This is a genomic window from Pseudomonas sp. MF6747 (assembly GCF_963890955.1).
GTDB lineage: Bacteria > Pseudomonadota > Gammaproteobacteria > Pseudomonadales > Pseudomonadaceae > Aquipseudomonas.
In genome coordinates this window covers 298,130-323,442 of record NZ_CAWPSZ010000034.1, presented here as the reverse complement: position 1 = coordinate 323,442, position 25,313 = coordinate 298,130, and the positions used below count along the sequence as shown (strand labels likewise).

The window sequence follows — 25,313 nt, the reverse complement described above, 5'->3', positions numbered from 1 at the left end:
CAGCCCATGCAGGGATGCCCGTCAACTTGCGTTCGATCATCGCCCACAACCCGCCCTGCCCCACTTTCATCGCGCCCACACCGCCCCGCACCATGGCCGGCACCTGCATAACCCCAATAACAACAGGTCCAACACCATGAGCACTTTGCACCCGCGCCAGCTGTGGCTGGCGACCGCTGTCGCCAGTCTTGCCCTCCCCGTCGTCGCTGAAGAACACGGCTTTCTCGAAGACGCCAGCGCCAACCTCAACCTGCGCAATTTCTTCTTCAACCGCAATTACACCAACCCGACCAAAGCCCAGGGCGGCGCGCAGGAATGGACGCAAAGTTTCATTCTCGACGCCCGCTCCGGCTTCACCCAGGGCACGTTGGGTTTCGGCGTGGATGTGCTGGGCCTGTACTCACAAAAGCTCGATGGCGGGCGCGGCACCGGTGGCACCCAGCTGTTGCCGCTGGACCACGACGGCCGCCCGGCCGATAACTTCGGGCGCCTGGGAGTGGCGTTCAAGGCGCGGCTTTCCAAGACCGAATTGAAGGTCGGCGAGTGGATGCCGGTGCTGCCGATCCTGCGCTCCGACGATGGCCGTTCACTGCCGCAAACCCTGCGCGGCGGGCAGATCACCTCCAGGGAAATCGACGGCCTTACGCTTTACGGCGGTCAGTTCCGCGCCAACAGCCCACGCGATGACAGCAGCATGACGGACATGTCGATGTTCGGTAAAACCGCCTTCACCTCCGACCGCTTCAACTTCCAGGGCGGCGAATATGCGTTCAACGACAAACGCACCCAGATCGGTGTGTGGAATGCCCAGCTCAAGGACATCTACCGCCAGCAGTACGTCAACCTGATCCACAGCCAGCCCGTGGGTGACTGGACCCTGGGCGCCAACCTCGGGTTCTTCTACGGCAAGGATGACGGCAGCGCCCGCGCCGGTGACCTGGACAACAAGACCTGGTCCGGCCTGTTTTCCGCGCGTTACGGCGGCAACACCTTCTACGTCGGCCTGCAAAAACTCACCGGCAACAGCGCGTGGATGCGCGTCAACGGTACCAGCGGCGGCACCCTGGCCAACGACAGCTATAACGCCAGCTACGACAACGCCCAGGAAAAGTCCTGGCAGGTGCGCCACGATTTCAACTTCGTCGTCCTCGGCCTCCCGGGCCTGACCCTGATGAACCGCTATATCAGCGGCAGCAACGTGCACACAGGCGCCATCACCGACGGCAAGGAGTGGGGCCGTGAGAGCGAACTGGGCTACACCGTGCAAAGCGGCGCCCTCAAGGATTTGAACGTGCGTTGGCGCAACTCCAGCATGCGCCGCGACTACAGCAACAATGAGTTCGACGAGAACCGCTTGATCGTCAGTTACCCGATCAGCCTGTTGTAGGCGTCTGTCAGGGCGAATGGCAGCCGCGACTTGATTGATCGCGGCTGCTTTTCAGCAAGTTGCCTCAATGGGAGCGGGAACGTTCACCGCCACTGCCTCGACTGACGGCCACCGGCGCCTGCGCAACTCACGCGGGCGCGGCAATGGCGGCGAAGACCCGAACCCCTTACGCGTGAAGACAGCCCGCCCCTTCAAGACAAGCGGCACGATTTACCGCTGCTGGCAGCCGCGCTCATGCTGTATCGTGCACGCGCCCATCACCCGGCACAGGGACTCAACGACACGGATGACCAGCTCTGAACCCAGGCCGCCATGAAATACCTGATTGTCATTCTGTCGATTCTGCTCAGCGGCTGCATCGGCGCGCCTATCGCGCTGACGCCGCAGACCGAGCAGCGCCTGCAAGCCCAGGCGCCGATCCGTTTCCTGTTGACCTTTGATGACGGCCCCAGCGCCTCGGGCTACAACAACCCCAGCCGCTCGGTGGTGGCTGACCTGGCGAATAACCCGGTGTTGCCGGGCATCAAGGCGGTGTTCTTCCTGCAGACCGAAGCCTCTCGCTCAGGCGGCAGCCCGCGAGGCCGCAAGACCATGGTGCGTGAATACGCGGCGGGCCACGTGCTGGCCTTCCACACCGCCACCGGGTTTCACACCAACCACCGCTGGTTGAGTGACGCCGAGCTTGAAAGCACCCTCAGCCAGGGCGCGGCCGATATCGCCGCCATCACCGGCGCCTCACCCGCGCTGGTACGTCCGCCCTTCTGGAACTACGACAAGCGCACTTTCGCCGCCTACCAGCGCCACGGCATGCACGTATTGCTGACCGACCTGAGTGCCAATGACGGCAAGATCTGGGGCTTCAACGGCAGCCCACGGCGCCGAGCGAATTTGTATCGGCAGCTGTCGGTGGTGCGCGAGCGAATCGCGCTGGGCGAGTTACCGACAGTGGACGGCGTGATACCGGTGGTCGTGACCTTCCATGACATCAACCGCTACACCGCGCGGCACCTGCAGGAGTACTTGCAGATCCTGATGGACAGCGCTCGGATCAACGGCATGAAGACTGCGGCCGAGCCGTTCTACACCGACCGCGCCACGCTGGAACGCGCGGCGCTGGCGCGCACGGTCAAGGATGTGAATGAAGGGGTGCACCTGCCGGGAGTGTGGAACTGGATATGGGATGCGGATTCCCACTGAAACCAATGTGGGAGCGGGCTTGCTCGCGAAGGCGGTGGGTCAGTCAATTTATCTTTAACTGATCTACCGCATTCGCGAGCAAGCCCGCTCCCACCTTTTTGACCGTGTTTCAAATCAGTCCTGGCGCGATTCCACGCCGAGTTCATCCCATACCGACTCGGCGAGATGGAAGGTCGCATTCGCCGCCGGAATCCCACAATAGATCGCGCTCTGCATCAGCACTTCCTTGATCTCGGCGCGGGTCACGCCGTTGCTGGCAGCGGCGCGCAGGTGCAGTTTCAGTTCTTCACTGCGGTTCATGCCGATCAGCATGGCGATGGTGATCAGGCTGCGGGTGTGCCGCGGCAGGCCGGGGCGGGTCCAGATATCACCCCAGGCGTGGCGGGTGATCATTTCCTGGAACTCGCTGTTGAATTCGGTCAGGGCATTCAGGCTGCGGTCGACATGTGCGTCGCCCAACACTTCGCGGCGCACCTGCAGGCCGTCGGCGTAACGGTGTTTCTCGTCCACAAAAAAGCTCCTGGTTCAATTGGATCTCGGCTCGATCACCGATGGCGGCGGCAAGCGCTCGTCACCGGGTTTATTCAGCCAGCAAGAACGTCAGCACCCGGTGACTGAAATCAGCCCCGGCCTGGACGTTGGACAGGTGGGCCGCATAGAACTCGGCGTACTCGGCGCCCTTCACGTGGTGCTGGATAAAGTGGCCACCGGCAGGCGGTGTCACCGCATCCTCGGTCCCGGCAATCACCAGGGTCGGCACTTTGATCGATGCCAACTGTTCGCGAAAATCCGCATCGCGCACGGCGGCGCAATTGGCGGCGTAACCCTCGGGCGACGTGGCAGCGAGCATGTCGGTAATCTGCCTGGCCTGGTGCGGGTTGGCGGCGGCGAAATCGGCGGTGAACCAGCGGGCGATAGACGCGTCACGCAGCGCCACCATGGCGGCCGGGCCATCGCGCAGAACCATCTCGATACGCGGGTTCCACACATCCGGCGTACCGATCTTGGCCGCGGTGTTACACACCACCAGCCGCTGCAAACGGTCTCCGGCATGGATGCCCAGCCATTGACCGATCAGGCCGCCCATGGACAGCCCGCAAAAATGCGCACGCTGGATCTGCAGCGCATCCAACAGCGCGATCACGTCGTGGCCCAGTTGCTCAATGCTGTAAGGTCCCTCGGTGACCAAGGACTTGCCGTGGCCACGGGTGTCGAAACGCACCACGCGAAAATGCTCGGTGAAGGCCGGAATCTGGATGTCCCACATATGCAGGTCGGTGCCCAGGGAGTTGGACAGCACCAGCACCGGCGCGTCGAGCGGGCCGTCCAGTTGGTAATGCAGTTCGCCCTCGGCGAGTTGTACAAATGGCACAGCGGTCTCCTTACACGGTCAAGGCAAAATGATCGGTCACCGCGCGGGTGACCCACGTGTGCGCCTGGCCAAGGTAGTGGGCCGGGTCGAGCAGGCGGTCCAGTTCAGCGGCTGACAACTCGGCGGTAACCTGCGGTTCGTCCGCCAGCACTGCACGCAGAGGGCGCCCGTCGGCAACGGCGCGTTTGCAGCATTGCTCCAACAGATGGTGTGCGGTTTCCCGGCCCAGGCGTTGGGCAAGCACGCTGCTGACGGCTTCGGCCAGCACCAGGCCCTGGGTCAACTCAAGATTGCGCGCCATGCGCTCAGGGTCGACCTCCAGCCCGTCGGCCACCAGCAGCGCCTGCTTCAGTGCGCCGGACACCAACCGGCAAATGTCCGGCAGGGTTTCCCATTCGGCATGCCACAGGCCAAGGCTGCGCTCGTGTTCCTGAGGCATGGCGCTCAACATCGTCGCCACCAGGCCCGGCACGCGGGTCGCGGTGCTGATGAGTACGGCGGCGCCCACCGGGTTGCGCTTGTGCGGCATGGTCGATGAACCACCTTTGCCGGGCGCCGAAGGTTCGAACACTTCCGCCGCTTCGGTCTGCATCAACAGACTGATATCACGCCCCATTTTGCCCAGGCTGCCGGCGATCAGGCCAAGCACACTGGCGAACTCCACCAGCCGGTCACGGTGGGTGTGCCAGGGTTGCTCGGGTAAATTCAATTGCAACTGCGCAGCCAAGGCTTCGGCCACCGGCATTGCCTGCTCACCCAGCGCCGCCAGCGTGCCGGACGCGCCGCCAAACTGCAGCACCAGCAGGCGCGGTTTGAGCTCGGCAAGACGCTGACGACTGCGCGTCACCGCCCCCAGCCAACCGGCGATTTTCATGCCCAGGGTCACCGGTGTCGCATGCTGCAACCAGGTGCGCCCGGCCAATGGCACGCGCGCATAACGCTGGGCCTGCACGGCAAGGGTCTCACCCAATTGCGCCAGGTCAGTGTCGATCAACGCCAGCGCGCGCCGCAGTTGCAGGACCAGGCCGGTGTCCATCACATCCTGGCTGGTCGCGCCCAGATGCACATAACGTTCGGCGCCGGCGTCTTCACTTGCGACCAATGTGCCCAGCGCTTTCACCAACGGAATCGCCGAATTGCCCGCCGTGGCAATCGCCACGCCGAGTGCATCCACATCGTACAAAGACGCCAGGCACGCCTGGGCAATCGGCGCGACGGCGGCCTGGGGAATCAACCCGACCTGGGCCTCGGCGCGCGCCAGCGCGGCTTCGAAGTCCAGCATGCCCTGCAAACGCCCCTGGTCGCAGAACACGTCGGCCATGCTGTCAGCGCTGAAGTAGGCGTCGAACAGTTGATTGCTCGTGCGCAGTGTCATAACTCTTCCTTACAGATCGTGGTGCAGATACGCCGCCTGCTTGGGCAGGCGCAGGCTGAACAGGAAAGCAATCGCCATCATCACGGTGACGTACCAATAGAAGCCGTTCTCCATGCCCATGGATTTCAGGCCCAGCGCGACCACTTCAGCCGAGCCGCCAAAAATCGCGTTGGCCACCGCGTACGCCAGGCCCACACCCAATGCACGTACCTGGGGCGGGAACATTTCGGCTTTGACCAGGCCGCTGATGGAGGTATAGAAGCTGACAATCGCCAGGGCCAGGGTGATCAGCACAAAGGCCAGGAACGGGCTGCTGACGGTTTTCAGGGTCAGCAGGATCGGCACGGTGCACAGCGTGCCCAGGGCGCCGAACCACAGCATGGAATTGCGTCGGCCGATCTTGTCCGCCAGCATCCCGAACAGCGGCTGCATGCACATGTAGAGGAACAGCGCGCCGGTCATGATGTAACTGGCGGTCTTGGCATGCATCCCGGCCGTGTTCACCAGGTACTTCTGCATGTACGTGGTGAACGTGTAGAAAATCAGCGAGCCGCCGGCGGTGTAGCCCAGCACCGTGATAAAGGCCGCGGTGTGATTGCGCAGCAGCGCGGTGATGCTGCCGGCGTCCTTGTGTTCGCGCATTTCCTTGGTGGTGGTCTCTTTCAAGGTACGGCGCAGCAGTAAAGAGATGAGCGCCGCGACGGCACCGACCACAAACGGAATCCGCCAGCCCCAGGCGCGCAGTTCGTCTTCACTGAGAAATTGCTGCAGGATCACCACCACCAGTACCGCGAGCAATTGCCCGCCGATCAAGGTCACGTACTGGAACGAGGCAAAGAACCCGCGCTGGCCCTTGAGGGCGACCTCACTCATGTAGGTGGCGGTGGTGCCGTACTCGCCGCCCACCGATAAGCCTTGAAACAGGCGGGCCACCAACAACAGGATCGGCGCCCAGATGCCGATGTCTTTGTAGGTCGGCAAAAACGCAATAACCAGCGAGCCGGCGCACATCATCAGCACCGCGATCATCATCGAATTCTTGCGACCGTGCTTGTCGGCCAGACTGCCGAACACCCAGCTGCCAATAGGACGCATCAAGAAGCCGGCAGCGAACACACCGGCGGTGCTGAGCAGTTGTACGGTGGGGCTCTCCGACGGAAAAAATGCCGGGGCGAAATAGATGGCGCAGAAGGCATAAACGTAGAAGTCGAACCATTCGACAAGGTTGCCGGACGAGGCCCCGACAATTGCAAAAATCCGTTTGCTGCGTTCTTCTCCGGTGTAGTGAATCGTTTTTGTTGTCATGTTTTTTTCACTCAGTGGGAACGGTTATAGCCTAGACATACTTTGCAACAACCATGTTCCGCAAGCAGACTTTTGGATACTTGTCGCCAGCAAGGGCCTCATCGCGGGCAGGCCCGCTCCCACATTTTGATTGCGGACACCTTCAAATGTGGTAGCAGGCTTGCCTGCGACAGGTTTCAGGCCACCTCAGTAATCGAAGAACACCGTTTCCTTGTCTGTGCCCTGCAAAATCACATTCCACTGATACACACCGCCCGCATCCGCCTTGGCAATCAGGGTGCCGCGACGCTCTGCCGGCACACACCCCAGCAACGGGTCATCGCCATTCAACGCTTCACCGTCAAAATAAATCCGTGTCAGCAAGTGCTTCACCAGCCCACGCGCAAATACCAGCACCACCAGGTGCGGCGCCTGGGTCGTACCCGCAAGCCCCGGCACGCTGCCCGGCTTGATCGTGGTAAAGCGAAAGCGCCCTTGGGCATCCACCGGCACTCGGCCAAAGCCTTCGAAGTTGGGATCGACGGCTTTGGCCTGTTCATCTTCCGGGTGATCGTATTTGCCCGCAGCATTGGCCTGCCAGACTTCAAGCATGGCGTCGTTGACGACATCACCGTTGCCGTCCACCACTTGCCCACTGATCGCCACGCGTTCGCCAAGGGTGGCCGGCACGGTCAGGTCTTCGCGGTTCAGCCAGGTCAGGCCAATGTGGTAATACGGCCCGACGGTGTGGGACGTGGTCGCGTAAAGGCTCATCTCATTTCTCCATCGGCGTGGCGTCGCGGCCGCGCAGGACGATGTCCCAGCGGTAGCCGAGGGCATAGGAAGGAATGGTTTTTTCCAGGTCGAAGCTGGCGATCAAGCGCTGCTTGGCCGAGGTGTCCGGCACGCAGTTGTAGATCGGGTCGTATTCCAGCAGCGGGTCACCGGGGAAGTACATCTGCGTGACCAAGCGCGTCAGCACGCTGGGGCCAAACAGCGAAAAATGGATATGCGCCGGGCGCCACGCGTTGTGGTGGTTGCCCCACGGGTAGGCGCCGGGCTTGATGGTCTGGAACTGGTACCAGCCCTGCGCGTCAGTGACGGTGCGGCCGGTGCCGGTGAAGTTCGGGTCCAGTGGCGCGTCATGCAGGTCCCGCTTGTGGTTGTAGCGACCGGCAGCGTTGGCTTGCCAGATCTCCACCAGAATGCCCGGCACCGGCAGGCCGTTTTCATCCAGCACGCGGCCATGAATGATGATGCGCTCGCCCTGAGGCTCGCCCTCGTGCTGGGCAGTCAGGTCGTTGTCCTTCTCATTGACGCGTTCGGCGCCGATGCTTGGGCCGGTGATCTCCGACAAGGAATGCGGCAGAAACACCAACGGCTGAGACGGCGAACGCAAGTTCGTCGACTGGTAGGCCGGGTGCAGATAATCGGGTTGAGTGCCCGCTTGCGGGCGCCGGTATCCGGGCTTGTCACTCATGGAGCCATCCTCTTTTATTAGACGCGTTCAATCGCCAGGGCCAAACCTTGGCCGACGCCCACACACATAGTGGCCAGGCCTTTGCGGCCGCCGGTTTTTTCCAATTGGTGCAACGCCGTCAACACCAACCGCGCGCCGCTCATGCCCAGCGGGTGGCCGAGGGCGATGGCGCCGCCGTTCGGGTTCACTTGCGGGGCGTCGTCAGCGATGCCCAACTCACGCAGCACTGCCAGGCCCTGGCTGGCGAAGGCTTCGTTGAGTTCGATGACATCAAAGTCGGTAACCGCCAGACCAAGGCGCTCCACCAGTTTGCGCACCGCCGGCACCGGGCCGATGCCCATCACGCGCGGTGCAACACCGGCACTGGCCATGCCCAACACACGGGCGCGGGCCGTAAGGCCATGTTTTTTCACGGCCTCGGCCGAGGCCAGAATCAGCGCCGCCGCACCGTCATTCACGCCCGAAGCGTTGCCGGCGGTGACGGTCTTGTCCGGGCCATTCACCGGCTTGAGTTTGGCCAGGGCCTCCAGGGTTGTGTCCCGTGGATGCTCATCCTGCTCGACCACGGTCTCGCCTTTTTTATGCGCGACGCGCACCGGCACGATTTCTTCGGCGAAAAACCCGGCGGCTTGCGCAGCGGCGGTACGTTGCTGGCTGCGCAGGGCAAAAGCGTCCTGGTCGGCGCGGGACACGTTGTAGTCGTCGGCGACGTTATCGGCGGTCTGCGGCATCGCGTCCACACCGTATTGGGCCTTCATCAACGGGTTGATAAAACGCCAGCCGATGGTGGTGTCTTCAAGCTTCATGTTGCGTGAAAACGCCGCATCAGCCTTGCCCATCACGAACGGTGCACGGGACATCGACTCAACGCCGCCGGCAATCGCCAGCTCCATTTCGCCGCTGGCGATGGCACGGAATGCCGTGCCAATCGCGTCCATGCCCGAGGCGCACAAACGGTTGAGGGTCACGCCGGGAATGCTCTGCGGCAGGCCCGCCAACAGCAGGGCCATGCGCGCGACGTTGCGGTTGTCCTCGCCGGCCTGGTTGGCACAACCGAGGAACACTTCATCCACCGCCGTCCACTCCACCTGGGGGTTGCGCTCGATCAGGGCCTTGATCGGCAAGGCCGCCAGGTCATCGGCACGCACCGTGGACAAACCACCGCCAAAGCGGCCGATGGGCGTGCGAATGGCATCACAGATAAACACGTCACGCATCAGGCTTCTCCTGGCGCTTGGCCATGGGCGGCGGCAGTGCGGGCTTCGAGATCACGCAGGGCCTTGAGTTCGATGTCCGTCGGTGCGTCGGTGGTGCTCACCTGATCGGCAAACCGAATCGCCCAACCGGTGGCCGCGATCACTTGTTCGCGGGTGACGCCCGGGTGCAGCGCGGTGACCACAAATTCATGGCTGCCCTCTTCCGGCTCCATGATGCACAGGTCGGTAATAATCCCTACAGGGCCGGCGCCTGGCAGACCCAGGCGCTTGCGTGAGTCGCCGCCTTCGCCATGGCCGACGGAGGTGATGAAGTCCAGCTTGTCGACAAACGAACGCGCCGACTGCTTGAGGATGATCAGCACGCTCTTGGCCGAGCCGGCAATCTCCGGCGCGCCACCGGCACCCGGCAGGCGCACTTTGGGCTGGTGGTAGTCACCGACCACGGTGGTGTTGATATTGCCGAATCGGTCGACCTGGGCCGCGCCAAGAAAACCGACGTCGATGCGCCCGCCTTGCAGCCAGTAGCGGAAAATCTCGCCGGTCGGCACCACGGTGTCAGCGGTTTCTGCCAGTTCGCCGTCGCCGATGGACAGCGGCAAGACGCTGGGCTTGGCGCCAATCGGGCCCGATTCGTAGATCAGCACCACGTCGGGCGATGAGGTCAGGCGCGCCAGGTTGGCGGCCTTGGAAGGCAAGCCGATGCCGACGAAGCACACCGAGCCGTTCTTGAGGCGACGCGCGGCGGCGACGGTCATCATTTCATTGGTGGAGTAAGCCATCACTTGGCCTCCTGCGCGGTGGCCAGCTTGGCCTGGAATTCACGGAAGTCGGCAGTGCCGTGGATGTATTCGTTGATCCAGGCGGTAAAGGTCCCACGATCACGGGCGATCGGGTCCCACGCCTGATAGAAGCGGTTATCACGCTCGTTGTAGCCGTGGGCGTAGGACGGATGCGCGCCACCGGGTACATGACACACCGCCGTCAACGCCCAGGTCGGCAGCACGCAGCTGTTCATCGGCGCATTCAGGTCGTCAACGATCTCTTCGACGGTGACGATGCAGCGCTTGGCCGCCAGGGCCGCTTCTTTCTGCACACCGAGAATGCCCCAGAGCAACACGTTGCCCTTGCGGTCAGCCTTCTGTGCATGGATCACGGTGACGTCCGGGCGAACCGACGGCACCGCCGCCAGCACTTCGCCGGTGAACGGGCAGGTCACGGTTTTGATCAGCGGATTGACCTTGGGCAAGTCAGAACCGGCATAGGCGCGCAGCACCGCAAACGGCAGGCCGGATGCACCGGCGACGTAGGCATTGGCCAGGTCGGCGTGGCTGTGTTCTTCGATCTCCAGCGGTTGCGGCCATTGCTTCTCGACCGCGTCGCGCAGGCGATGCAGGGAGCCTACACCGGGGTTGCCGCCCCAGGAGAAAATCAACTTGCGGGCGCAGCCGGCCCCGATCAACTGGTCGTAGATCAAGTCAGGCGTCATACGCACCAGCGTCAGGTCTTTCTTGCCCTGACGAATGATTTCATGACCCGCCGCCGTAGGGATCAGGTGGGTGAAGCCTTCCAGCGCGACGGTGTCGCCGTCGTTCACGAAGTGCTTCACCGCGTCGCGCAGCGCAAGGATTTCAGCCATGGGGTTGGGGCTCCCGGTGTTGATCGAAAAAGGCGCTGAGGTGGCGCCCAAGTGCCTGAAGATTAAGCCGGGGAAAGGGGTCGAACAATCCGATAATCGACTCAGTGTTCGATTATCGAACGGATTGTTGTCTAGCTAATCTTTTGTACGAAACACTGAAACTCAACTGGGCTTAGTCCATGTGGGAGCTGGCTTGCCTGCGATGCAAACGACTCGGTTCGGCAGGTGAACTGAGTTGATGCAATCGCAGGCAAGCCAGCTCCCACAGAGGCGCCGGCAGCCACAAGATCGGGTAAAGCCTCAGGTCGCGTCCGCATGGCTGACCATGCCCTTGATCAACACGGCCGCCGTGGCCAATGCCGCCGGAATCACCAGCGCCGTCAGCACCTGCTCGAAGTTCCAGCCCAACCCCAGCAACGTCGCGCCCATCCACGCACCGAGAATCGCGCCAAAGCGGCCGATGCCGAGCATCCACGACACGCCGGTAGCGCGGCCTTGGGTCGGGTAGAAGCGTGCGGCCAGTGACGGCATCGCCGATTGCGCACCGTTGACGCACATCCCGGCGACCAGCACCAAGGTGGCCAGCAGCGTGATATTGCCCAGGCTCTGCCCTACCGCGTAGGCGAACACCCCGGCCAGCAGATAGAAAGTGCCGATGACCTTGTGCGGATTGAACCGGTCCATCGCCCAGCCCACGCCGACCGCACTCAACACGCCACCAAACTGGAAGAGCGCGCCGATAAATGCAGCCTGTTCCATGCTGGCACCGCTGTCGCGCATCAGGGTCGGCAACCAACTGGTCAGCAGGTACACGATCACCAGGCCCATAAAGTAGGTGAGCCACAGCAACAAGGTGCCGGCGCTGTAAGTGCCGGAGAAAATCACCGCGAACACGTTGCGCGCCTTGACGGTTTTTTGCTCGGGCACGCTGAAGCTGGTGGCGCGGGCGACGAGGTTGGGCTCGATGGGTGACAAGGTTTTGCGCACCTTGTCGGTGCCACGATTGCGCACCACGAGGTAGCGCGCCGATTCCGGCAACCACACCAACAGCACCACCGCCAGGATCAACGGCAGGATGCCGCCAATCATCAGCAAGCTGTGCCAGCCGAACGCTGGAATCAGCTTGGCCGAGATAAATCCGCCACCGGCCATGCCCAGGTTGAACCCACAGAACATGCTGGTGACCAGCAGCGACTTGTGACGCTCGGGCGTGTACTCGGAGAGCAGCGTGGTGGCATTCGGCATCCCCGCGCCCAGGCCCAGCCCGGTGAGGAAACGCAACACCAGCAACTGGTCGACGTGAGTGCTGTAGGCCGAGGCCAGGCTGAACGCGCCAAACACCAGCACCGCGCTCACCAGCACCACTTTGCGCCCGAAGCGGTCGGCCAACGGGCCGGAGACCAGCGCGCCGAACACCATGCCGATCAATGCGGCGCTCATCACCGGGCCGAGGCTGGCGCGGTCGATGCCCCAGTCCTGCGAAAGGGCGGGCGCGATAAAGCCCATGGCGGCGGTGTCGAGCCCGTCGAGGAAGACAATCAGGAAACACAGGATCACCACGCGCCATTGGTAGCGTGACAACGGCTGGGCATTGATAAAGGACTGCACGTCCAGGTTAGTACCGACAGAGGGCTGATTCATTATTGTTATTTCCACACCGATGGGCGGGCGAACGACCTGAGGTCGTCATTATCATTGGGGCGGCGCTGACAGCGCTGCCGCACATTAATAAGCCAGGGGAAACACCGTCAATTGATCAAGCCGGGATCTGTGCGGTCATCGAACACTTAGGCAAACAGTTGCGCACTCAGCTCACGGCTCGCGCTGAGCATGCTCGGCAGGAAACGCTGCTCCAGCTCGCTGCGGCTGACCCGACCGGCGTGAGTACTCACGTTGAGCGCGGCCAACACTTGGCCGGACGCGTCGTACACCGGCACGGCGATTGAACGCAGGCCTTGCTCCAACTCCTGATCGACAATGCACCAGCCCTGCTGGCGTACTTGCTGCAGGCATTCGAACAACGCGTCGGCGGTGGTCAGGGTGCGGCTGGTCTTGGTTTGCAGGTCGGCGTGGTCGAGGTAGTCCTGCAGCGAGGCATCGTCGAGTGCCGCGAGCAGAATGCGGCCCATGGACGTGCAGTACGCCGGCAAGCGCCCGCCCACCGACAAGTCCACGGAAATCAGGCGCTGGGTGGTGGCGGACCGGGCGATATAGAGGATGTCGTCGCCCTCCAGCGTCGCCATGTTGCAGGCTTCATGCAGTTGCTCGCTCATGCGATCAAGATAAGGCTGGGCCGACACCGCCAGTGGCGTAGAGGATAAATAGGCGTGCCCCAGGGTCAAGACTTTGGGCAACAGTGAATAGGTCCGCCCGTCGGTGGTGGCGTAGCCGAGCTTGATCAACGTGTGCAGGCAACGACGCACCGCGGCGCGGGGGATTTCGGTGCGGTGGCTGATCTGGGCGATGGTCAGGTGGCGCTTGCGCTCCTGGAAGGCCTGCACCACGGCCAGGCCACGGGCCAGGGAAGTCATGAAGTCCGGATCACCGGTAAACGCCTGGATGCGCTTGGCCGGGGACGCCACGATCGGCGGCGCCACTGACGCGAAGGAGTTGCGCAATTGATCGTTCATTTCAGGGTCCTTTCTCTTATTTTCAACCGCTGGGAGGGTTGGCCGCTATTACAAGCCGCGCTGGCCAGAATGCACAAGGCGGGGCCAGCAACTTTGGGCGATTATCGGACGATCATGCGATTATCGCAATTTGCTGGTCCCGCAATGGCGTTCAACGAACGAGCACACTTAACGGATGCGCCGAAGGGATCGCTCACGTTTAAACAGCCATCCGACATTTGTAAAAGTGCAGAACGTCAACACGGGTTTTTAGAAAAGACTGACACCTGTATGTAACAAAACCCTCACGCAACGTTGACGCTTTTTAACTTCACGCCGATAGTGTTATTCAAATACGCCGCTATAATGCAACCTGTGCAGAGGTCGGCCCGATAACAATAATCGGGATTGGAGCTCGCCAGGCTTTGCAGCGTTCCAGCATCGCCGGTCACACGTATCCGCTTAAACGTTTTGCCCCTGGTGCCTTCTTTCAAACTTGAACAGTTCGCCTGTTCAACTTGAAACAGACCGAGGACGACTTTCAAGCGTGGCGCTGCACATTCAATACACTCAACTCATTTAGGTAACACTGTGACGAAAGACGAACTGCGCGCGGAACTTGAGCGCCAGGAGCAACGTTACAAGGACGTTTACGGCGGGGAAATCACCACCTACGCCGCCCAGCCTGAGCCCGAGCGCAAGCCCTGGCGCAAACGAGCCAGTTTGCTCGATCAGGCATTTGCCCAGGAAATCCAAAAGATTGAACAGGAACTCAAAACCGAAGAGCCATAAGCGCTTCGATTTGAGCTTCAAGGTTTTGCCACCGCCGCTGGCGCATTGCCAGCGGCGGGCAACCTGATTTAATCAGGCTCCTACAGCCTTGAACGAAATTTCGTACAAATGTTTCAAATGTGACAATTCGGTCAAAAAATCCCGCTTTTTCGACCCTGCGCTTTATAAATCAAAGACTTGCCAAAGCCCCGAAAACCCTGGGATGCGCACCCCTGCCCGGTTTTTTTTCAATGAAGATTGTTACCGATGAGCAGCTAGTGCATCGATTACTGAGGTTTTCTGGCATAATCGCGCCCCCTTACGACCGGGTCAGAAAACCTTCATGATCGATTTATTCAGCGGACTGGATGCGTGGGTTCTAGTGAGCCTGTTGCTCGCCCTGGCCTTTGTCCTCGCCTTCGAGTTCATCAATGGCTTTCATGACACCGCTAACGCGGTGGCCACAGTCATCTATACCAAAGCCATGCCGCCGCACCTGGCCGTGTTCTTCTCCGGGGTGTTCAACTTCCTCGGCGTGTTGCTCGGTGGTGTCGGTGTCGCGTACGCCATCGTGCATTTGCTGCCGGTGGAGTTGCTGATCAATGTGAACACTGGCCATGGTCTGGCTATGGTCTTCTCTTTGCTCGCAGCGGCGATCACCTGGAACCTGGGCACCTGGTACTTCGGTATCCCGGCCTCCAGTTCCCACACCCTGATCGGCTCGATCCTGGGTGTCGGCCTGGCCAATGCCCTGATCAACGATATTCCGCTGGCTGACGGTGTGAACTGGCAGAAAGCGATCGATATCGGCGCATCGCTGGTGTTCTCGCCGATGGCCGGTTTCCTGGTCGCAGCCCTGGTGCTGCTTGGCCTGAAATGGTGGCGCCCGCTGTCGAAGATGCACAAGACCCCGGACCAGCGCCGCAAGCTCGACGACAAGAAACACCCGCCGTTCTGGAACCGCCTGGTGCTGGTGATTTCCGCGATGGCCGTGAGCTTTGTGCACGGCTCCAACGATGGTCAGAAAGGTATCGGCCTGATCATGCTGGTGCTGATCGGTATCGTGCCGGCGCAGTTCGTACTCGACCTGGGCAGCACCACCTACCAGATCGAGCGCACCCGTGACGCCACCGTGCACTTGAGCCAGTTCTACCAGCGTAACAACGCCACCCTCGGCGAGTTCCTGGCACTGGGCAAAAGCGTGAAGGATGACCTGCCGGGCAAGTTCCAGTGCAACCCGCAGCAGACCGAGCCCACCATCAGCGCGCTGATGGACACTTTGAAAGGTGTCTCGGACTACCACTCGCTGACCTCCGAGCACCGTATCGAAGTGCGCCGCTACCTGCTGTGCCTGGACGACACCGCGAAGAAAGTCGGCAAGCTGCCGGGCCTGGATGCGCGTGAGAAGTCCGACCTGGACAAGCTGCGTAAAGACCTGACTGCCACGACCGAGTACGCGCCGTTCTGGGTGATCCTGGCGGTGGCACTGGCCTTGGGCCTGGGCACGATGGTGGGTTGGAAGCGTGTGGTGCTGACCATCGGCGAGAAGATCGGCAAGCAGGGCATGACGTATGCCCAGGGCATGTCGGCGCAGATCACCACGGCGAGCATGATTGGCCTGGCGAACATCTTTAGCCTGCCGGTTTCGACTACCCATGTGCTGTCGTCCGGTGTTGCCGGGACCATGGTTGCCAATAAAAGCGGCCTGCAGGGTGGTACGGTGAAGACCATTCTGATGGCTTGGGTGTTGACCTTGCCGGCGACGGTGGGCTTGTCGGCCGGGTTGTTCTGGTTGGCGTCCAAGGCGCTGGGTAGTTGATAGGCTACTAGGCTGCGGCTGATAAAGAAGGCGCGATCTCTGATGGGGGTCGCGCCTTTTTTTTGGGCTGCGGGTTAGTGTGAATATCCGATGTTTGGGTGATGGCTGCTTTGGGTTCCGCCCTTACGGCGGGTCACTTTGGAAAAACCCCAAAGTAACCAAAGGGCTCTTGCCCCACCACTCGGCACCTCGCTTAGGCTCGGTGTGCCCGAACGAAGGTACTACGGAGCGGGCCGCCGCGACGGGCCGTCCCTGCCCCGTCGCGGCTAAACCGGCGTCCTGCCGGTTTACCCGCTCCGTACTACCTGCGTTCGGCCAGCGTGGTTTAACGGGGCGCCTAAGATCAAAGTCAAAAGCAGATCAAGATCAAAAGCAGAGCACGGCGGCCTAGTAGCCGACCTGAGTGGTTAGATCAAAAACGAAGGCGAGGCGGCCTGACAGCCGACCTGATCTTGGAGGCTGAACTCAATCAAATGTGGGAGCTGGCTTGCCTGCGATGGCATCGACTGGGTGTGCCTGATAGACCGGGGTGCCTGCATCGCAGGCAAGCCAGCTCCCACAGAAAAGCCAAGCAGAGCGGTGCTGGCGGCTGGACTCGCTCCCACATTTGGATATCTGTGTATCAGGTTGATGTGGTGTTGATCTGTTTCTGCTGTGCTTTTGCTTCTACCACTCAGGTCGGCTACTAGGCCGCCGTGCTCTGCTTTTGATCTTGCTTTTGATCTGACAGGCCCCGTCAACCACGCTGGCCGAACGCAGGCTTGAATCCGTGGGTAACCCGGCAGGACGCCGGGTTAGCCGTGTTGGGCCATGGATGGCCCGTCACGGCGGCCCACGGATTCAAGCCGGAGTGAGGGCACACCGAGCCTAGGCGAGGTGCCGAGTGGTGGGGCAAGAGCCCTTTGGTTACTTTGGGGCTTTTCCAAAGTGACCCGCTGTAAGAGCGCAACCCCCAGCCGCCGTTACCGCAGCAACGGATATACCCCCTAAAAACGCGGCCAAAAAAAAGGGCGACCGAAGTCGCCCAAAATGCCTTGCGTGCTCATATAACCCAGAAGAACTTACGGTTCTTTACGCTTATTAGCGTCCTTCCAGATAAAAATTCCAAACCCTACAAAAAACAACACCATGAGGCTGACAGTCAACACTCCGGCAAACACTACATTATCGAAAAACATGACCGGCCTCCTGCTCGTGCCCTGTTGCGATAGGGCTAAGTTAAGGGAGAAGGCGGATTGGAAAATTGACGAGGATCAATGTCGCCCGCAACGGGGCGTAAAGAAGGGCAATAACTGACCTGCATCAACAGATGCAGGTTGTTTCAACGCTTTTTCGGCTTGTTCTTCGGCTTTTTCTTAACTTTGCCCAGTGGCATCGCTTGCTCAAACGCCTGGCGCACTTCATTCAGGCGCTTGTCATTAAGGTCATGCACGCGTTTGGCGCGTTCAGCATTCAGGTCAATCAGCTTGTCGTCATCACTCATGGCTTGGCTTACGTTGTGGCGGGAATGGCCCAATAATGCGGCCTCCCCCGCCCAACGGCAAATCAGCGGGCGACAAAATGCAGGGCATCGCCCAAAATCGACCCTTCCCACTCGACTCAGGAGGCGCACTCAGGTGGCACTGCACAAGGACCTTCCGCCGCTGCTGGCCCTGCGCGCCTTCGAAGCCGTCGCGCGGCACTTGAGTTTTATCAAGGCGGCGAACGAGCTGTCGGTCACTCAAAGTGCCCTGAGCCACCAGGTGCACAAACTCGAACAGCATCTGGGCAAACCGCTGTTTATCCGCCGCACCCGCGCGATAGACCTGACCGCCGACGGCCAACGTTACTACGCCGACATCCGCCCCGCCCTCGACACCCTCGCCGCCGCCACGCGCGCCCAAAAAACCACGCCCGCTACCACCGTGCTACGCGTCGGCCTGCTGGCATCCTTCGCCACCCTGTGGCTGGCCCCACGCCTGCCCGGCTTTCTCAACCGTTACCCGCATATCCAGGTCGAGTTGCTGCCGGCGATTCAATTGGCCAACGTCGCCGCGGCCGAGGTGGATCTGGCCATTCGCTATGGCAAAGGCGATTGGCCGGACGTACACGCCACCCGCCTGATGCCCGAAGTGATCTCGCCGGTGTGCAGCCCGGCCTTCAAGGCCGGCCAACTGCACAATGGCGCGTTATTGATGGCCACCTCGCACCGTCCCTTCGAATGGACGGACTGGTGCGCGCATTATCACGTCGACCTCGAGCACCACCCCCGCGTGATGCTGCACGACTACAACATCGTGGTCGAAGCCGCCGTGGCCGGCCAGGGCATCGCCATGGGCCGGCACCGTCTGATCGAGCGCAAGCTGCAGGAGGGCAGCCTGGTGGAAGCCTTCGACCGGCCGCCCTATCACAGCGAAATCGGCTACTGGCTGATCGCGCCCCAAGGCCCCACCAGCGACGCGGCCGAATGCTTCAGCCAGTGGTTGAAGGATGCCTGCCGCGACGCGTGAGTTTTTTCGATACGTCAGGTGAGATCTATCCGTTTGTCGCCCGACGGCTCAGCCCACATGCTGAAACCTTACTCCCCTAGAGGATTCAACATGCGCGACTCCCTTCGCCAACGCGTGCAAGCCCTTGGCCTGACGCTGCCAACGCCCAGCCAGCCGGCGGCCAACTACATCAACCATGTGATCAGCCAGAACCAGCTGTTTATCTCTGGGCAAATTCCTATGATCGATGGCAAACCGGCCTACATCGGCCGGTTAGGCGAAACCCTCAGCGATGAAGAAGGCGCCCAGGCGGCAGAGTTGGCGGCGCTGGGCCTGTTGGGGCAATTGAGCGATGCCGTCGGTGATGACCTGTCGCGCGTGGTGCGCATTCTGCGCCTGGGTGTGTTCATTGCCAGCAGCGGCGACTTCCAGCGCCAAAGCATGGTCGCCAATGGCGCATCGAACCTGGTGGTCAACGCCCTGGGTGACAAAGGCCGGCATGTGCGGACTGCCGTCGGTGTGTCCAGCCTGCCGGCCGGCGTGGCGGTGGAGGTTGATGCGATTTTCGAGTTGCAGCCGTGAGCCCGCTCGAAGTCCAGCAGCTGCGCGACGCAACGCCCGGCTGCCAGTCGGGCATCGTGCACTTTAACCACGCGGGTGCCTCGCTGCCCAGCCAGGCCACGCTGGACGCAATCATCGACCAGTTGCAACGCGAAGCCCGCAACGGACCGATGGAGGCCGGCGAGCAGGGTGCCGTGCTGGTAGAAAAGGCCCGGCGCGCAGCCGCGCAACTGCTCAATGCGCCGACCTCGTCGATCGCATTCGCCAGCAGCGGTTCAAGCGCCTGGAGCATGGCCTTCCAGGCCTTGGGCCCATGGCAACCTGGCGAGCGCATTCTGGTCGGTCGCCACGAATGGGGCGGCAACCTGGCGAGCATGCAGCAGGCGGTGCAAGCCGGCGCACGGATAGAAGTCATTCCCTGCGATGAAGCCGGCGCAGTCTGCCCGGTGGCGCTGGAGTCGATGATTGATGCCAGGGTCAAGCTGATCGACTTGACCTGGCTGCCGGCCAACGGCGGCGTGATCAACCCTGCCCAGGCGATCGGCGCAGTGGCCAGGCGCCACGCCATTGCCTATTTCATCGACGCCGGCCAAGCGGTCGGCCAACTGCCGGTGGATGTGCAGGCGCTGCACTGCGATGTGCTCAAGTCGGCCGGCCGCAAACACCTGCGTGGGCCACGCGGCACGGCGTTACTGTATGTGCGACCGGATTTTCTCTCGCAGCTCAATCCCGCCCAGCGCGATGTGTTTTCCGCACCCTGGAGCGCCGAAGGCTTCGACCTGCGCGATGACGCCCGGCGCTTTGAAACCAGCGAGGTGTCTTTTGCCTTGTTGGCTGGCTTGGGCAATGCGTTGCAGGAGGTGAATCGACTGGGCGTGGAGCACACGTGGGAAAGGGTCTTACAACTCAGTGAGCGAATCCGTGAAGCATTGCGTCAGCTGCCGGGAGTTTCCCTTCACGACCTGGGCACGGCGCATTCAGGACTGATCGCCTTCAACCTCGCAGGCTGGGACGCCTTCGAACTCAAACGACGCCTGGGGTTGAAACGAATCAACATCGGCGCAAATGGCGTGGGCTACACGCCGCTGGACATGCAGGCGCGAGGGCTGACGAGCGTTGCGCGGGTGTCGGTCAGCCCGCTCAACACCGAACACGACATTGAACTGCTGATCAGCGCGCTACGCGAATTGCGTGACTAAACCTCGACGTCCACCCACAGGCCCTGGCGCGGCGCATCTTCGATCAGCGGCACCACCGGCACAGTGTTGTCGGCGTTGAGCACATCGCCGGGGATCGCCAGGTGTACTTCGGGGTCTTCATCGGCTTCGCGCCGGCGCTTCTGCTGTTCCTGCTGGCGGCGCTGTTCCTCGCGCAGCAGCAAGGTTGACTGCTCGGCATCGCCCTTTTTCAGGTCGATCGTGCTTTCGTTGGAGCCTGCTTGCACTGGCACCACGGGCGGGATATCCGGCTTCTGACGCACCGGGTCAAGTTGTGACGTGACCGGCACAACGCTGACGGGCAGCATGGGTGGCAGCATAATAATTATTCTCCTGATCAACAGGCTGTCGGCGGGTTGCAGGGCGACTTGAGCTCAAGCTCGCCAAGCTGTGACCCAGTCGACACTCGCAAGTGCCCGCCACCCGTCGATCCAGCTTTCGAACCCGCGCGTTAACGGAGTAGTTTTTGTCAGAGTCCTTTGGCTGAGGGCCTTGTTCCGTTAAGATAGTCGGCTTTTTCACGGCGGGAGTCAGGCAGCATGGCGCAGCAGTATCAACCGGGGCAACGCTGGATTAGTGACAGCGAAGCAGAGCTGGGGTTAGGCACCGTTCTGGCACAGGACGGCCGCTTGTTGACCGTGCTCTATCCGGCCACTGGCGACACTCGTCAGTATGCGCTACGGAATGCGCCCCTCACTCGCGTGAGGTTTTCGCCGGGTGATTCGATCACCCATTTCGAAGGCTGGAAAATGACCGTACAGGAAGTCGACGACGTCGATGGCCTGCTGGTTTACCACGGCCTCAATGGGCAGAACGAGCAGGTCACCCTGCCGGAAACCCAACTGTCCAACTTCATCCAGTTCCGCCTGGCCAGCGACCGTCTGTTCGCCGGCCAGATCGACCCGCTGGCCTGGTTCTCGCTGCGTTACCACACCCTGGAACACACCAGCCGCCAACTGCAGTCCTCGCTGTGGGGCTTGGGTGGCGCGCGTGCGCAACCTATTGCTCACCAACTGCACATCGCCCGTGAAGTCGCTGACCGTATCGCGCCGCGGGTATTGCTGGCTGACGAAGTGGGCCTGGGCAAGACCATCGAAGCTGGCCTGGTGATCCATCGCCAGCTGCTTTCCGGTCGCGCCAGCCGCGTGCTGATCCTGGTGCCGGAAAATCTGCAACACCAGTGGCTGGTGGAAATGCGCCGCCGCTTCAACCTGCAGGTTGCGTTGTTCGACGAAGAACGCTTCATCGAAAGCGATGCCACCAACCCGTTCGAAGACACCCAGTTGGCCCTTGTGGCCCTGGAATGGCTGGTGGACGACGAGAAGGCCCAGGACGCGCTGTTCGCGGCCGGCTGGGACTTGCTGGTGGTCGACGAGGCCCACCACCTGGTTTGGCATGAAGACAAGGCCAGCCCGGAGTATTCGCTGGTCGAGCAACTTGCCGAGGTGATTCCTGGCGTGCTGCTGCTGACCGCCACGCCGGAGCAACTGGGCCAGGACAGCCACTTTGCGCGCCTGCGCCTGCTGGACCCGAACCGCTTCCACGACCTGCACGCCTTCCGCGCCGAAAGCGAGAACTATCGCCCGGTGGCCGAAGCCGTGCAGGAGCTGCTGGACAAGGGCCGCCTGTCGCCGACCGCACACAAGACCATCCAGGGTTTCCTCGGCGACGAAGGTGAAGCGCTGCTCACCGCCGTCAACGATGGCGACACCGAAGCCAGTGCGCGCCTGGTGCGTGAGCTGCTTGACCGCCACGGCACCGGCCGCGTGCTGTTCCGTAACACCCGGGCTGCCGTGCAAGGTTTTCCGGAGCGCAAACTGCACGCCTACCCGCTGCCGAACCCGGACGAATACCTCGAGTTGCCGCTGGGCGAACACGCCGAGCTGTACCCGGAAGTCAGCTTCCAGTCGCAGCCGGACATGGATGAAGAAAACCGCTGGTGGCGCTTCGACCCACGCGTGGAATGGCTGATCGATCAGCTGAAAATGCTCAAGCGCACCAAAGTGCTGGTGATCTGCGCCCACGCCGAAACCGCCATGGACCTGGAAGACGCCCTGCGCGTGCGTTCCGGCATTCCGGCCACGGTGTTCCACGAGGGCATGAACATCCTCGAGCGTGACCGCGCCGCCGCTTACTTCGCCGACGAAGAGTTCGGCGCCCAGGTGCTGATCTGCTCGGAAATCGGCAGTGAAGGCCGCAACTTCCAGTTCTCTCACCACTTGGTGCTGTTCGACCTGCCGTCCCACCCTGACCTGCTGGAACAGCGGATCGGGCGTCTGGACCGGATCGGTCAGAAGCACGTGATTGAATTGCACGTGCCGTACCTGGAAACCAGCCCGCAAGAGCGCCTGTTCCAGTGGTACCACGAAGCGCTGAACGCGTTCCTCAACACCTGCCCGACCGGCAACGCCCTGCAACATCAGTTCGGCCCGCGCCTGCTGCCGTTGCTGGAAAACGCCGACGATGGCGAGTGGCAAGCCCTGATCGACGAGGCCCGCGCCGAGCGCGAGCGCCTGGAGCAAGAGCTGCACACCGGCCGCGACCGCTTGCTGGAGCTCAACTCCGGCGGCGCGGGTGAAGGCGATGCGCTGGTGGAGGCCATCCTGGAGCAAGACGACCAGTTTGCCCTGCCGATCTACATGGAAACCCTGTTCGACGCCTTTGGCATCGACAGCGAAGACCATTCGGAAAACGCGCTGATCCTCAAGCCCAGCGAAAAAATGCTCGACGCCAGCTTCCCGCTGGGCGACGACGAAGGTGTGACCATCACCTACGACCGTAACCAGGCGCTGTCGCGCGAAGACATGCAGTTCATCACCTGGGAACACCCGATGGTGCAGGGCGGCATGGACCTGGTGCTGTCCGGGTCGATGGGCAACACCGCCGTGGCGCTGATCAAGAACAAGGCGCTCAAGCCGGGCACCGTGTTGCTCGAATTGCTGTACGTGAGTGAAGTGGTTGCGCCGCGCTCCTTGCAACTGGGCCGCTACTTGCCACCGGCAGCCCTGCGCTGCCTGCTGGATGCCAATGGCAATGACCTGTCCGGCCGCGTGTCGTTTGAAACCCTGAACGACCAGCTCGAAAGCGTGCCACGCGCCAGCGCCAACAAGTTCGTGCAGGCTCAGCGTGACCAACTCACGCCGCGTATCAACGCCGGTGAAGAAAAGATCACCCCGCGCCACGCCGAGCGTGTGGCCGAGGCCAAGCGCCGCCTGGCGGCGGACACCGACGAAGAGCTTGCGCGCCTGACCGCGTTGCAAGCGGTCAACCCGACCGTGCGTGACAGCGAGCTGGTTGCCCTGCGTCAGCAACGCGAGCAAGGTTTGGCCATGCTCGACAAAGCGGCGCTGCGACTGGAAGCGATTCGGGTGCTGGTGGCGGGTTGATCACCGCCCTGCCCTGCTAAAAAGAAGGCCCGCGCAATGCGGGCCTTTTTTGTTTGGCTTGAGGGCCTCATCGCGGCCAAGCCCGCTCCCATATTTTGATGTGTGAATACCTTCAAATGTGGGAGCGGGCTTGCCTGCGACAGGGTCAACTCGGTATCAAGCGGTAGCCGCCGCAGCCGGCACCTCTAGCGCTTCCAACCCATCTTTCATGCGCTTGGCATCGCGCACAAAACTGCGCGACGCCTGGAACAGAAACAACAGGGTCAAAAACAGCGCCACCGGAATCAGGTACATGGCGTCGTGCAGCCCCACTGCTTTATAAGCTTCGGTCATCTGCGCCGCGCCATCGGCATACATCGCCGAATGGGCAAAGTGATCAGACAGCCCACCCACCACAATCGGCCCCATGCCGCCGCCCAACAGGTACAACCCGGCGAAGAACAGCGCCATCGCCGTGGCCCGCAGGCGCGGCTCAACCACATCCTGAATCGCCGTGTACACGCAGGTATAGAAGTTGTAGGCGAACAGCCAGCCCACACTGAACAGCGCCACAAACACACCAATCTCGATGCGTCCGGCGTGCAACGCCCACGCGGTGGTGACGGTGGAGATGATCAAGCTGCAGGCCGCGAACAGCAGTCGGCCATTGGCGATGCGCTGATGGATCTTGTCGGCAATCCAGCCGCCCAATGTCAGGCCCACCAGGCCGGTGACGCCAACGATTAAGCCAGTGGCAACCGCCGCCTCCTGCAGCGGCATCAGGAAGTAGCGCTGCAACATCGGCACCAGAAACGAGTTGCACGCATAGGTGGCGAAGTTGAAGCACAGCCCGGCCAGTACCAGCCACAGGAAGGTCGGCACCGCCAGCACGCGGCGGATCGGGCGATCGACGCGTTCCTGCGAGACCTGCACGGTTTCGGCCGCGCCGCGCTTGGGTTCCTTGATATAGAACATGAACACCGCCAGGATCAGCCCCGGCACGGCGGCGATAAAGAACGGCGCGCGCCAGCTGTCGAACGCCTTGACCATCGCGCCGATGGTGAAGAACGCCAGCAGCAGGCCCAACGGCAGGCCCAGCATGAAAATGCCCATGGCGCGGGCGCGGCGGTGAGCGGGAAACAGGTCGCCGATCAGTGAGTTGGCCGCCGGCGCGTAGCTGGCTTCGCCAATGCCGATGCCCATGCGCACCAGCAGGAAGGTCCAGAAACTGCCGACCATGCCATTAATAGCCGTGAGCCCGCTCCAGGCAAACAAGCCCCAGCCCATTAGCTTGCTGCGCGAACCGGTGTCGGCCAGGCGGCCCAGCGGCAAACCGGCGATGGCATAGACAATGGTGAAGGCGGTGCCGATGATGCCGAGCTGAAAGTCGCTCAGGTGCCATTCCATACGGATGGGTTCGATGATGATCGCGGGGATGGTGCGGTCGAAGAAATTGAACAGGTTGGCCAGGAACAGCAGGAACAGAATGCGCCAGGCATTCGCCGCTTGGGTCGAGTTCTGCATGGGTCCGTCTCTTTTATTGTTATGAGAGCTG

Annotated in this window: 25 protein-coding genes; 9 read left to right on the top strand and 16 right to left on the bottom strand. The window is 61.8% G+C overall.

Annotated elements, in window-relative coordinates:
• Positions 1–136: 136 nt before the first annotated feature.
• Together AACW30_RS23675 and AACW30_RS23670 are read left to right on the top strand one after the other, a co-directional pair.
• Positions 137–1,387: an OprD family porin gene (locus AACW30_RS23675; RefSeq protein ID WP_179606741.1), complete on the top strand. Its 1,251-nt coding sequence runs from the start codon at positions 137–139 to the stop codon at positions 1,385–1,387.
• Between the two features lie 312 nt (positions 1,388–1,699).
• The gene (locus AACW30_RS23670; protein ID WP_106577080.1) at positions 1,700–2,584 is read left to right on the top strand and encodes a polysaccharide deacetylase family protein; all 885 of its coding nucleotides are present in this window, start codon (positions 1,700–1,702) and stop codon (positions 2,582–2,584) included.
• A gap of 114 nt (positions 2,585–2,698) precedes the next feature.
• Here the strand turns inward: AACW30_RS23670 and pcaC are convergent, their stop codons facing one another.
• From pcaC to pcaR, 11 genes are all read right to left on the bottom strand, one after another.
• Complete coding sequence (gene pcaC, locus AACW30_RS23665; protein WP_106577081.1) at positions 2,699–3,094, bottom strand: 4-carboxymuconolactone decarboxylase; 396 nt, start codon at positions 3,092–3,094, stop codon at positions 2,699–2,701.
• A 70-nt stretch (positions 3,095–3,164) separates the two neighbouring features.
• The gene (pcaD, locus tag AACW30_RS23660; RefSeq protein ID WP_106577082.1) at positions 3,165–3,956 is read right to left on the bottom strand and encodes a 3-oxoadipate enol-lactonase; all 792 of its coding nucleotides are present in this window, start codon (positions 3,954–3,956) and stop codon (positions 3,165–3,167) included.
• Between the two features lie 10 nt (positions 3,957–3,966).
• Positions 3,967–5,331 (bottom strand): 3-carboxy-cis,cis-muconate cycloisomerase, encoded by a 1,365-nt coding sequence (locus tag AACW30_RS23655; RefSeq protein ID WP_200623575.1) that lies wholly within the window; start codon positions 5,329–5,331, stop codon positions 3,967–3,969.
• Between the two features lie 9 nt (positions 5,332–5,340).
• A complete protein-coding gene (locus tag AACW30_RS23650; RefSeq protein WP_119738854.1) occupies positions 5,341–6,636 on the bottom strand; it encodes an MFS family transporter in 1,296 nt (431 codons plus the stop codon).
• 186 nt (positions 6,637–6,822) lie between these two features.
• The gene (gene pcaG / locus AACW30_RS23645) at positions 6,823–7,389 is read right to left on the bottom strand and encodes a protocatechuate 3,4-dioxygenase subunit alpha (protein ID WP_200623574.1); all 567 of its coding nucleotides are present in this window, start codon (positions 7,387–7,389) and stop codon (positions 6,823–6,825) included.
• 1 nt (position 7,390) lies between these two features.
• The gene (pcaH, locus tag AACW30_RS23640) at positions 7,391–8,095 is read right to left on the bottom strand and encodes a protocatechuate 3,4-dioxygenase subunit beta (RefSeq protein ID WP_119738850.1); all 705 of its coding nucleotides are present in this window, start codon (positions 8,093–8,095) and stop codon (positions 7,391–7,393) included.
• Positions 8,096–8,112: 17 nt separating this feature from the next.
• Complete coding sequence (gene pcaF / locus AACW30_RS23635) at positions 8,113–9,315, bottom strand: 3-oxoadipyl-CoA thiolase (RefSeq protein WP_200623608.1); 1,203 nt, start codon at positions 9,313–9,315, stop codon at positions 8,113–8,115.
• Entirely contained in the window at positions 9,312–10,094 is a 783-nt protein-coding gene (locus tag AACW30_RS23630) for a CoA-transferase subunit beta (protein ID WP_177410079.1), read from the bottom strand. The genes pcaF and AACW30_RS23630 overlap by 4 nt, the downstream gene beginning before the upstream one ends.
• Positions 10,091–10,948, bottom strand: a complete 858-nt coding sequence (locus AACW30_RS23625; RefSeq protein WP_200623573.1) for a CoA transferase subunit A — start codon at positions 10,946–10,948, stop codon at positions 10,091–10,093. The genes AACW30_RS23630 and AACW30_RS23625 overlap by 4 nt, the downstream gene beginning before the upstream one ends.
• A gap of 300 nt (positions 10,949–11,248) precedes the next feature.
• Positions 11,249–12,589 (bottom strand): MFS transporter, encoded by a 1,341-nt coding sequence (locus AACW30_RS23620; protein ID WP_200623572.1) that lies wholly within the window; start codon positions 12,587–12,589, stop codon positions 11,249–11,251.
• 146 nt (positions 12,590–12,735) lie between these two features.
• A complete protein-coding gene (gene pcaR, locus AACW30_RS23615) occupies positions 12,736–13,578 on the bottom strand; it encodes a pca regulon transcriptional regulator PcaR (RefSeq protein WP_106577091.1) in 843 nt (280 codons plus the stop codon).
• Between pcaR and AACW30_RS23610 the strand changes: the two genes are divergently transcribed.
• Positions 13,567–13,854 carry a hypothetical protein gene (locus tag AACW30_RS23610; RefSeq protein ID WP_200623570.1) on the top strand — a complete coding sequence of 96 codons (288 nt, stop codon included), beginning with the start codon at positions 13,567–13,569 and terminating at the stop codon, positions 13,852–13,854. The genes pcaR and AACW30_RS23610 overlap by 12 nt on opposite strands.
• An 8-nt stretch (positions 13,855–13,862) precedes the next feature.
• Here the strand turns inward: AACW30_RS23610 and AACW30_RS23605 are convergent, their stop codons facing one another.
• Entirely contained in the window at positions 13,863–14,102 is a 240-nt protein-coding gene (locus tag AACW30_RS23605) for a hypothetical protein (protein WP_124416644.1), read from the bottom strand.
• 46 nt (positions 14,103–14,148) lie between these two features.
• Between AACW30_RS23605 and AACW30_RS23600 the strand changes: the two genes are divergently transcribed.
• Positions 14,149–14,349, top strand: a complete 201-nt coding sequence (locus AACW30_RS23600) for a hypothetical protein (RefSeq protein WP_057701255.1) — start codon at positions 14,149–14,151, stop codon at positions 14,347–14,349.
• 322 nt (positions 14,350–14,671) lie between these two features.
• Positions 14,672–16,147: an inorganic phosphate transporter gene (locus AACW30_RS23595; protein WP_200623568.1), complete on the top strand. Its 1,476-nt coding sequence runs from the start codon at positions 14,672–14,674 to the stop codon at positions 16,145–16,147.
• Positions 16,148–17,208: 1,061 nt separating this feature from the next.
• On the opposite strand, the gene ccoM is transcribed toward AACW30_RS23595, so the two are convergent.
• Together ccoM and AACW30_RS23585 are read right to left on the bottom strand one after the other, a co-directional pair.
• Positions 17,209–17,325: a cytochrome c oxidase subunit CcoM gene (ccoM, locus tag AACW30_RS23590; RefSeq protein ID WP_017137226.1), complete on the bottom strand. Its 117-nt coding sequence runs from the start codon at positions 17,323–17,325 to the stop codon at positions 17,209–17,211.
• Positions 17,326–17,468: 143 nt separating this feature from the next.
• Entirely contained in the window at positions 17,469–17,630 is a 162-nt protein-coding gene (locus tag AACW30_RS23585) for a hypothetical protein (protein WP_017844811.1), read from the bottom strand.
• A gap of 133 nt (positions 17,631–17,763) precedes the next feature.
• Here AACW30_RS23585 and AACW30_RS23580 point away from each other — a divergent pair, with 133 nt between their 5' ends.
• The 3 genes from AACW30_RS23580 to AACW30_RS23570 all read left to right on the top strand — a co-directional run bounded on the left by AACW30_RS23580 (position 17,764) and on the right by AACW30_RS23570 (position 20,375).
• Positions 17,764–18,636 carry a LysR substrate-binding domain-containing protein gene (locus AACW30_RS23580; RefSeq protein ID WP_200623566.1) on the top strand — a complete coding sequence of 291 codons (873 nt, stop codon included), beginning with the start codon at positions 17,764–17,766 and terminating at the stop codon, positions 18,634–18,636.
• A 90-nt stretch (positions 18,637–18,726) separates the two neighbouring features.
• Positions 18,727–19,197, top strand: a complete 471-nt coding sequence (locus AACW30_RS23575) for a RidA family protein (RefSeq protein ID WP_200623564.1) — start codon at positions 18,727–18,729, stop codon at positions 19,195–19,197.
• On the top strand, positions 19,194–20,375 hold the full coding sequence (locus AACW30_RS23570; protein ID WP_200623562.1) for an aminotransferase class V-fold PLP-dependent enzyme: 1,182 nt from the start codon (positions 19,194–19,196) through the stop codon (positions 20,373–20,375). Before AACW30_RS23575 ends, AACW30_RS23570 begins: the two co-directional genes overlap by 4 nt.
• On the opposite strand, the gene AACW30_RS23565 is transcribed toward AACW30_RS23570, so the two are convergent.
• Positions 20,372–20,713, bottom strand: coding sequence for an aspartate-semialdehyde dehydrogenase (locus tag AACW30_RS23565; RefSeq protein ID WP_106577096.1), 342 nt, complete (start codon positions 20,711–20,713; stop codon positions 20,372–20,374). The genes AACW30_RS23570 and AACW30_RS23565 overlap by 4 nt on opposite strands.
• 219 nt (positions 20,714–20,932) lie before the next feature.
• On the opposite strand from AACW30_RS23565, the gene rapA reads away from it, so the two are divergent.
• Entirely contained in the window at positions 20,933–23,779 is a 2,847-nt protein-coding gene (rapA, locus tag AACW30_RS23560; protein ID WP_200623560.1) for an RNA polymerase-associated protein RapA, read from the top strand.
• 156 nt (positions 23,780–23,935) lie between these two features.
• Here rapA and AACW30_RS23555 read toward each other — a convergent pair whose 3' ends face one another.
• Entirely contained in the window at positions 23,936–25,282 is a 1,347-nt protein-coding gene (locus AACW30_RS23555; RefSeq protein WP_200623558.1) for a spinster family MFS transporter, read from the bottom strand.
• Between the last annotated feature and the right edge of the window lie 31 nt (positions 25,283–25,313).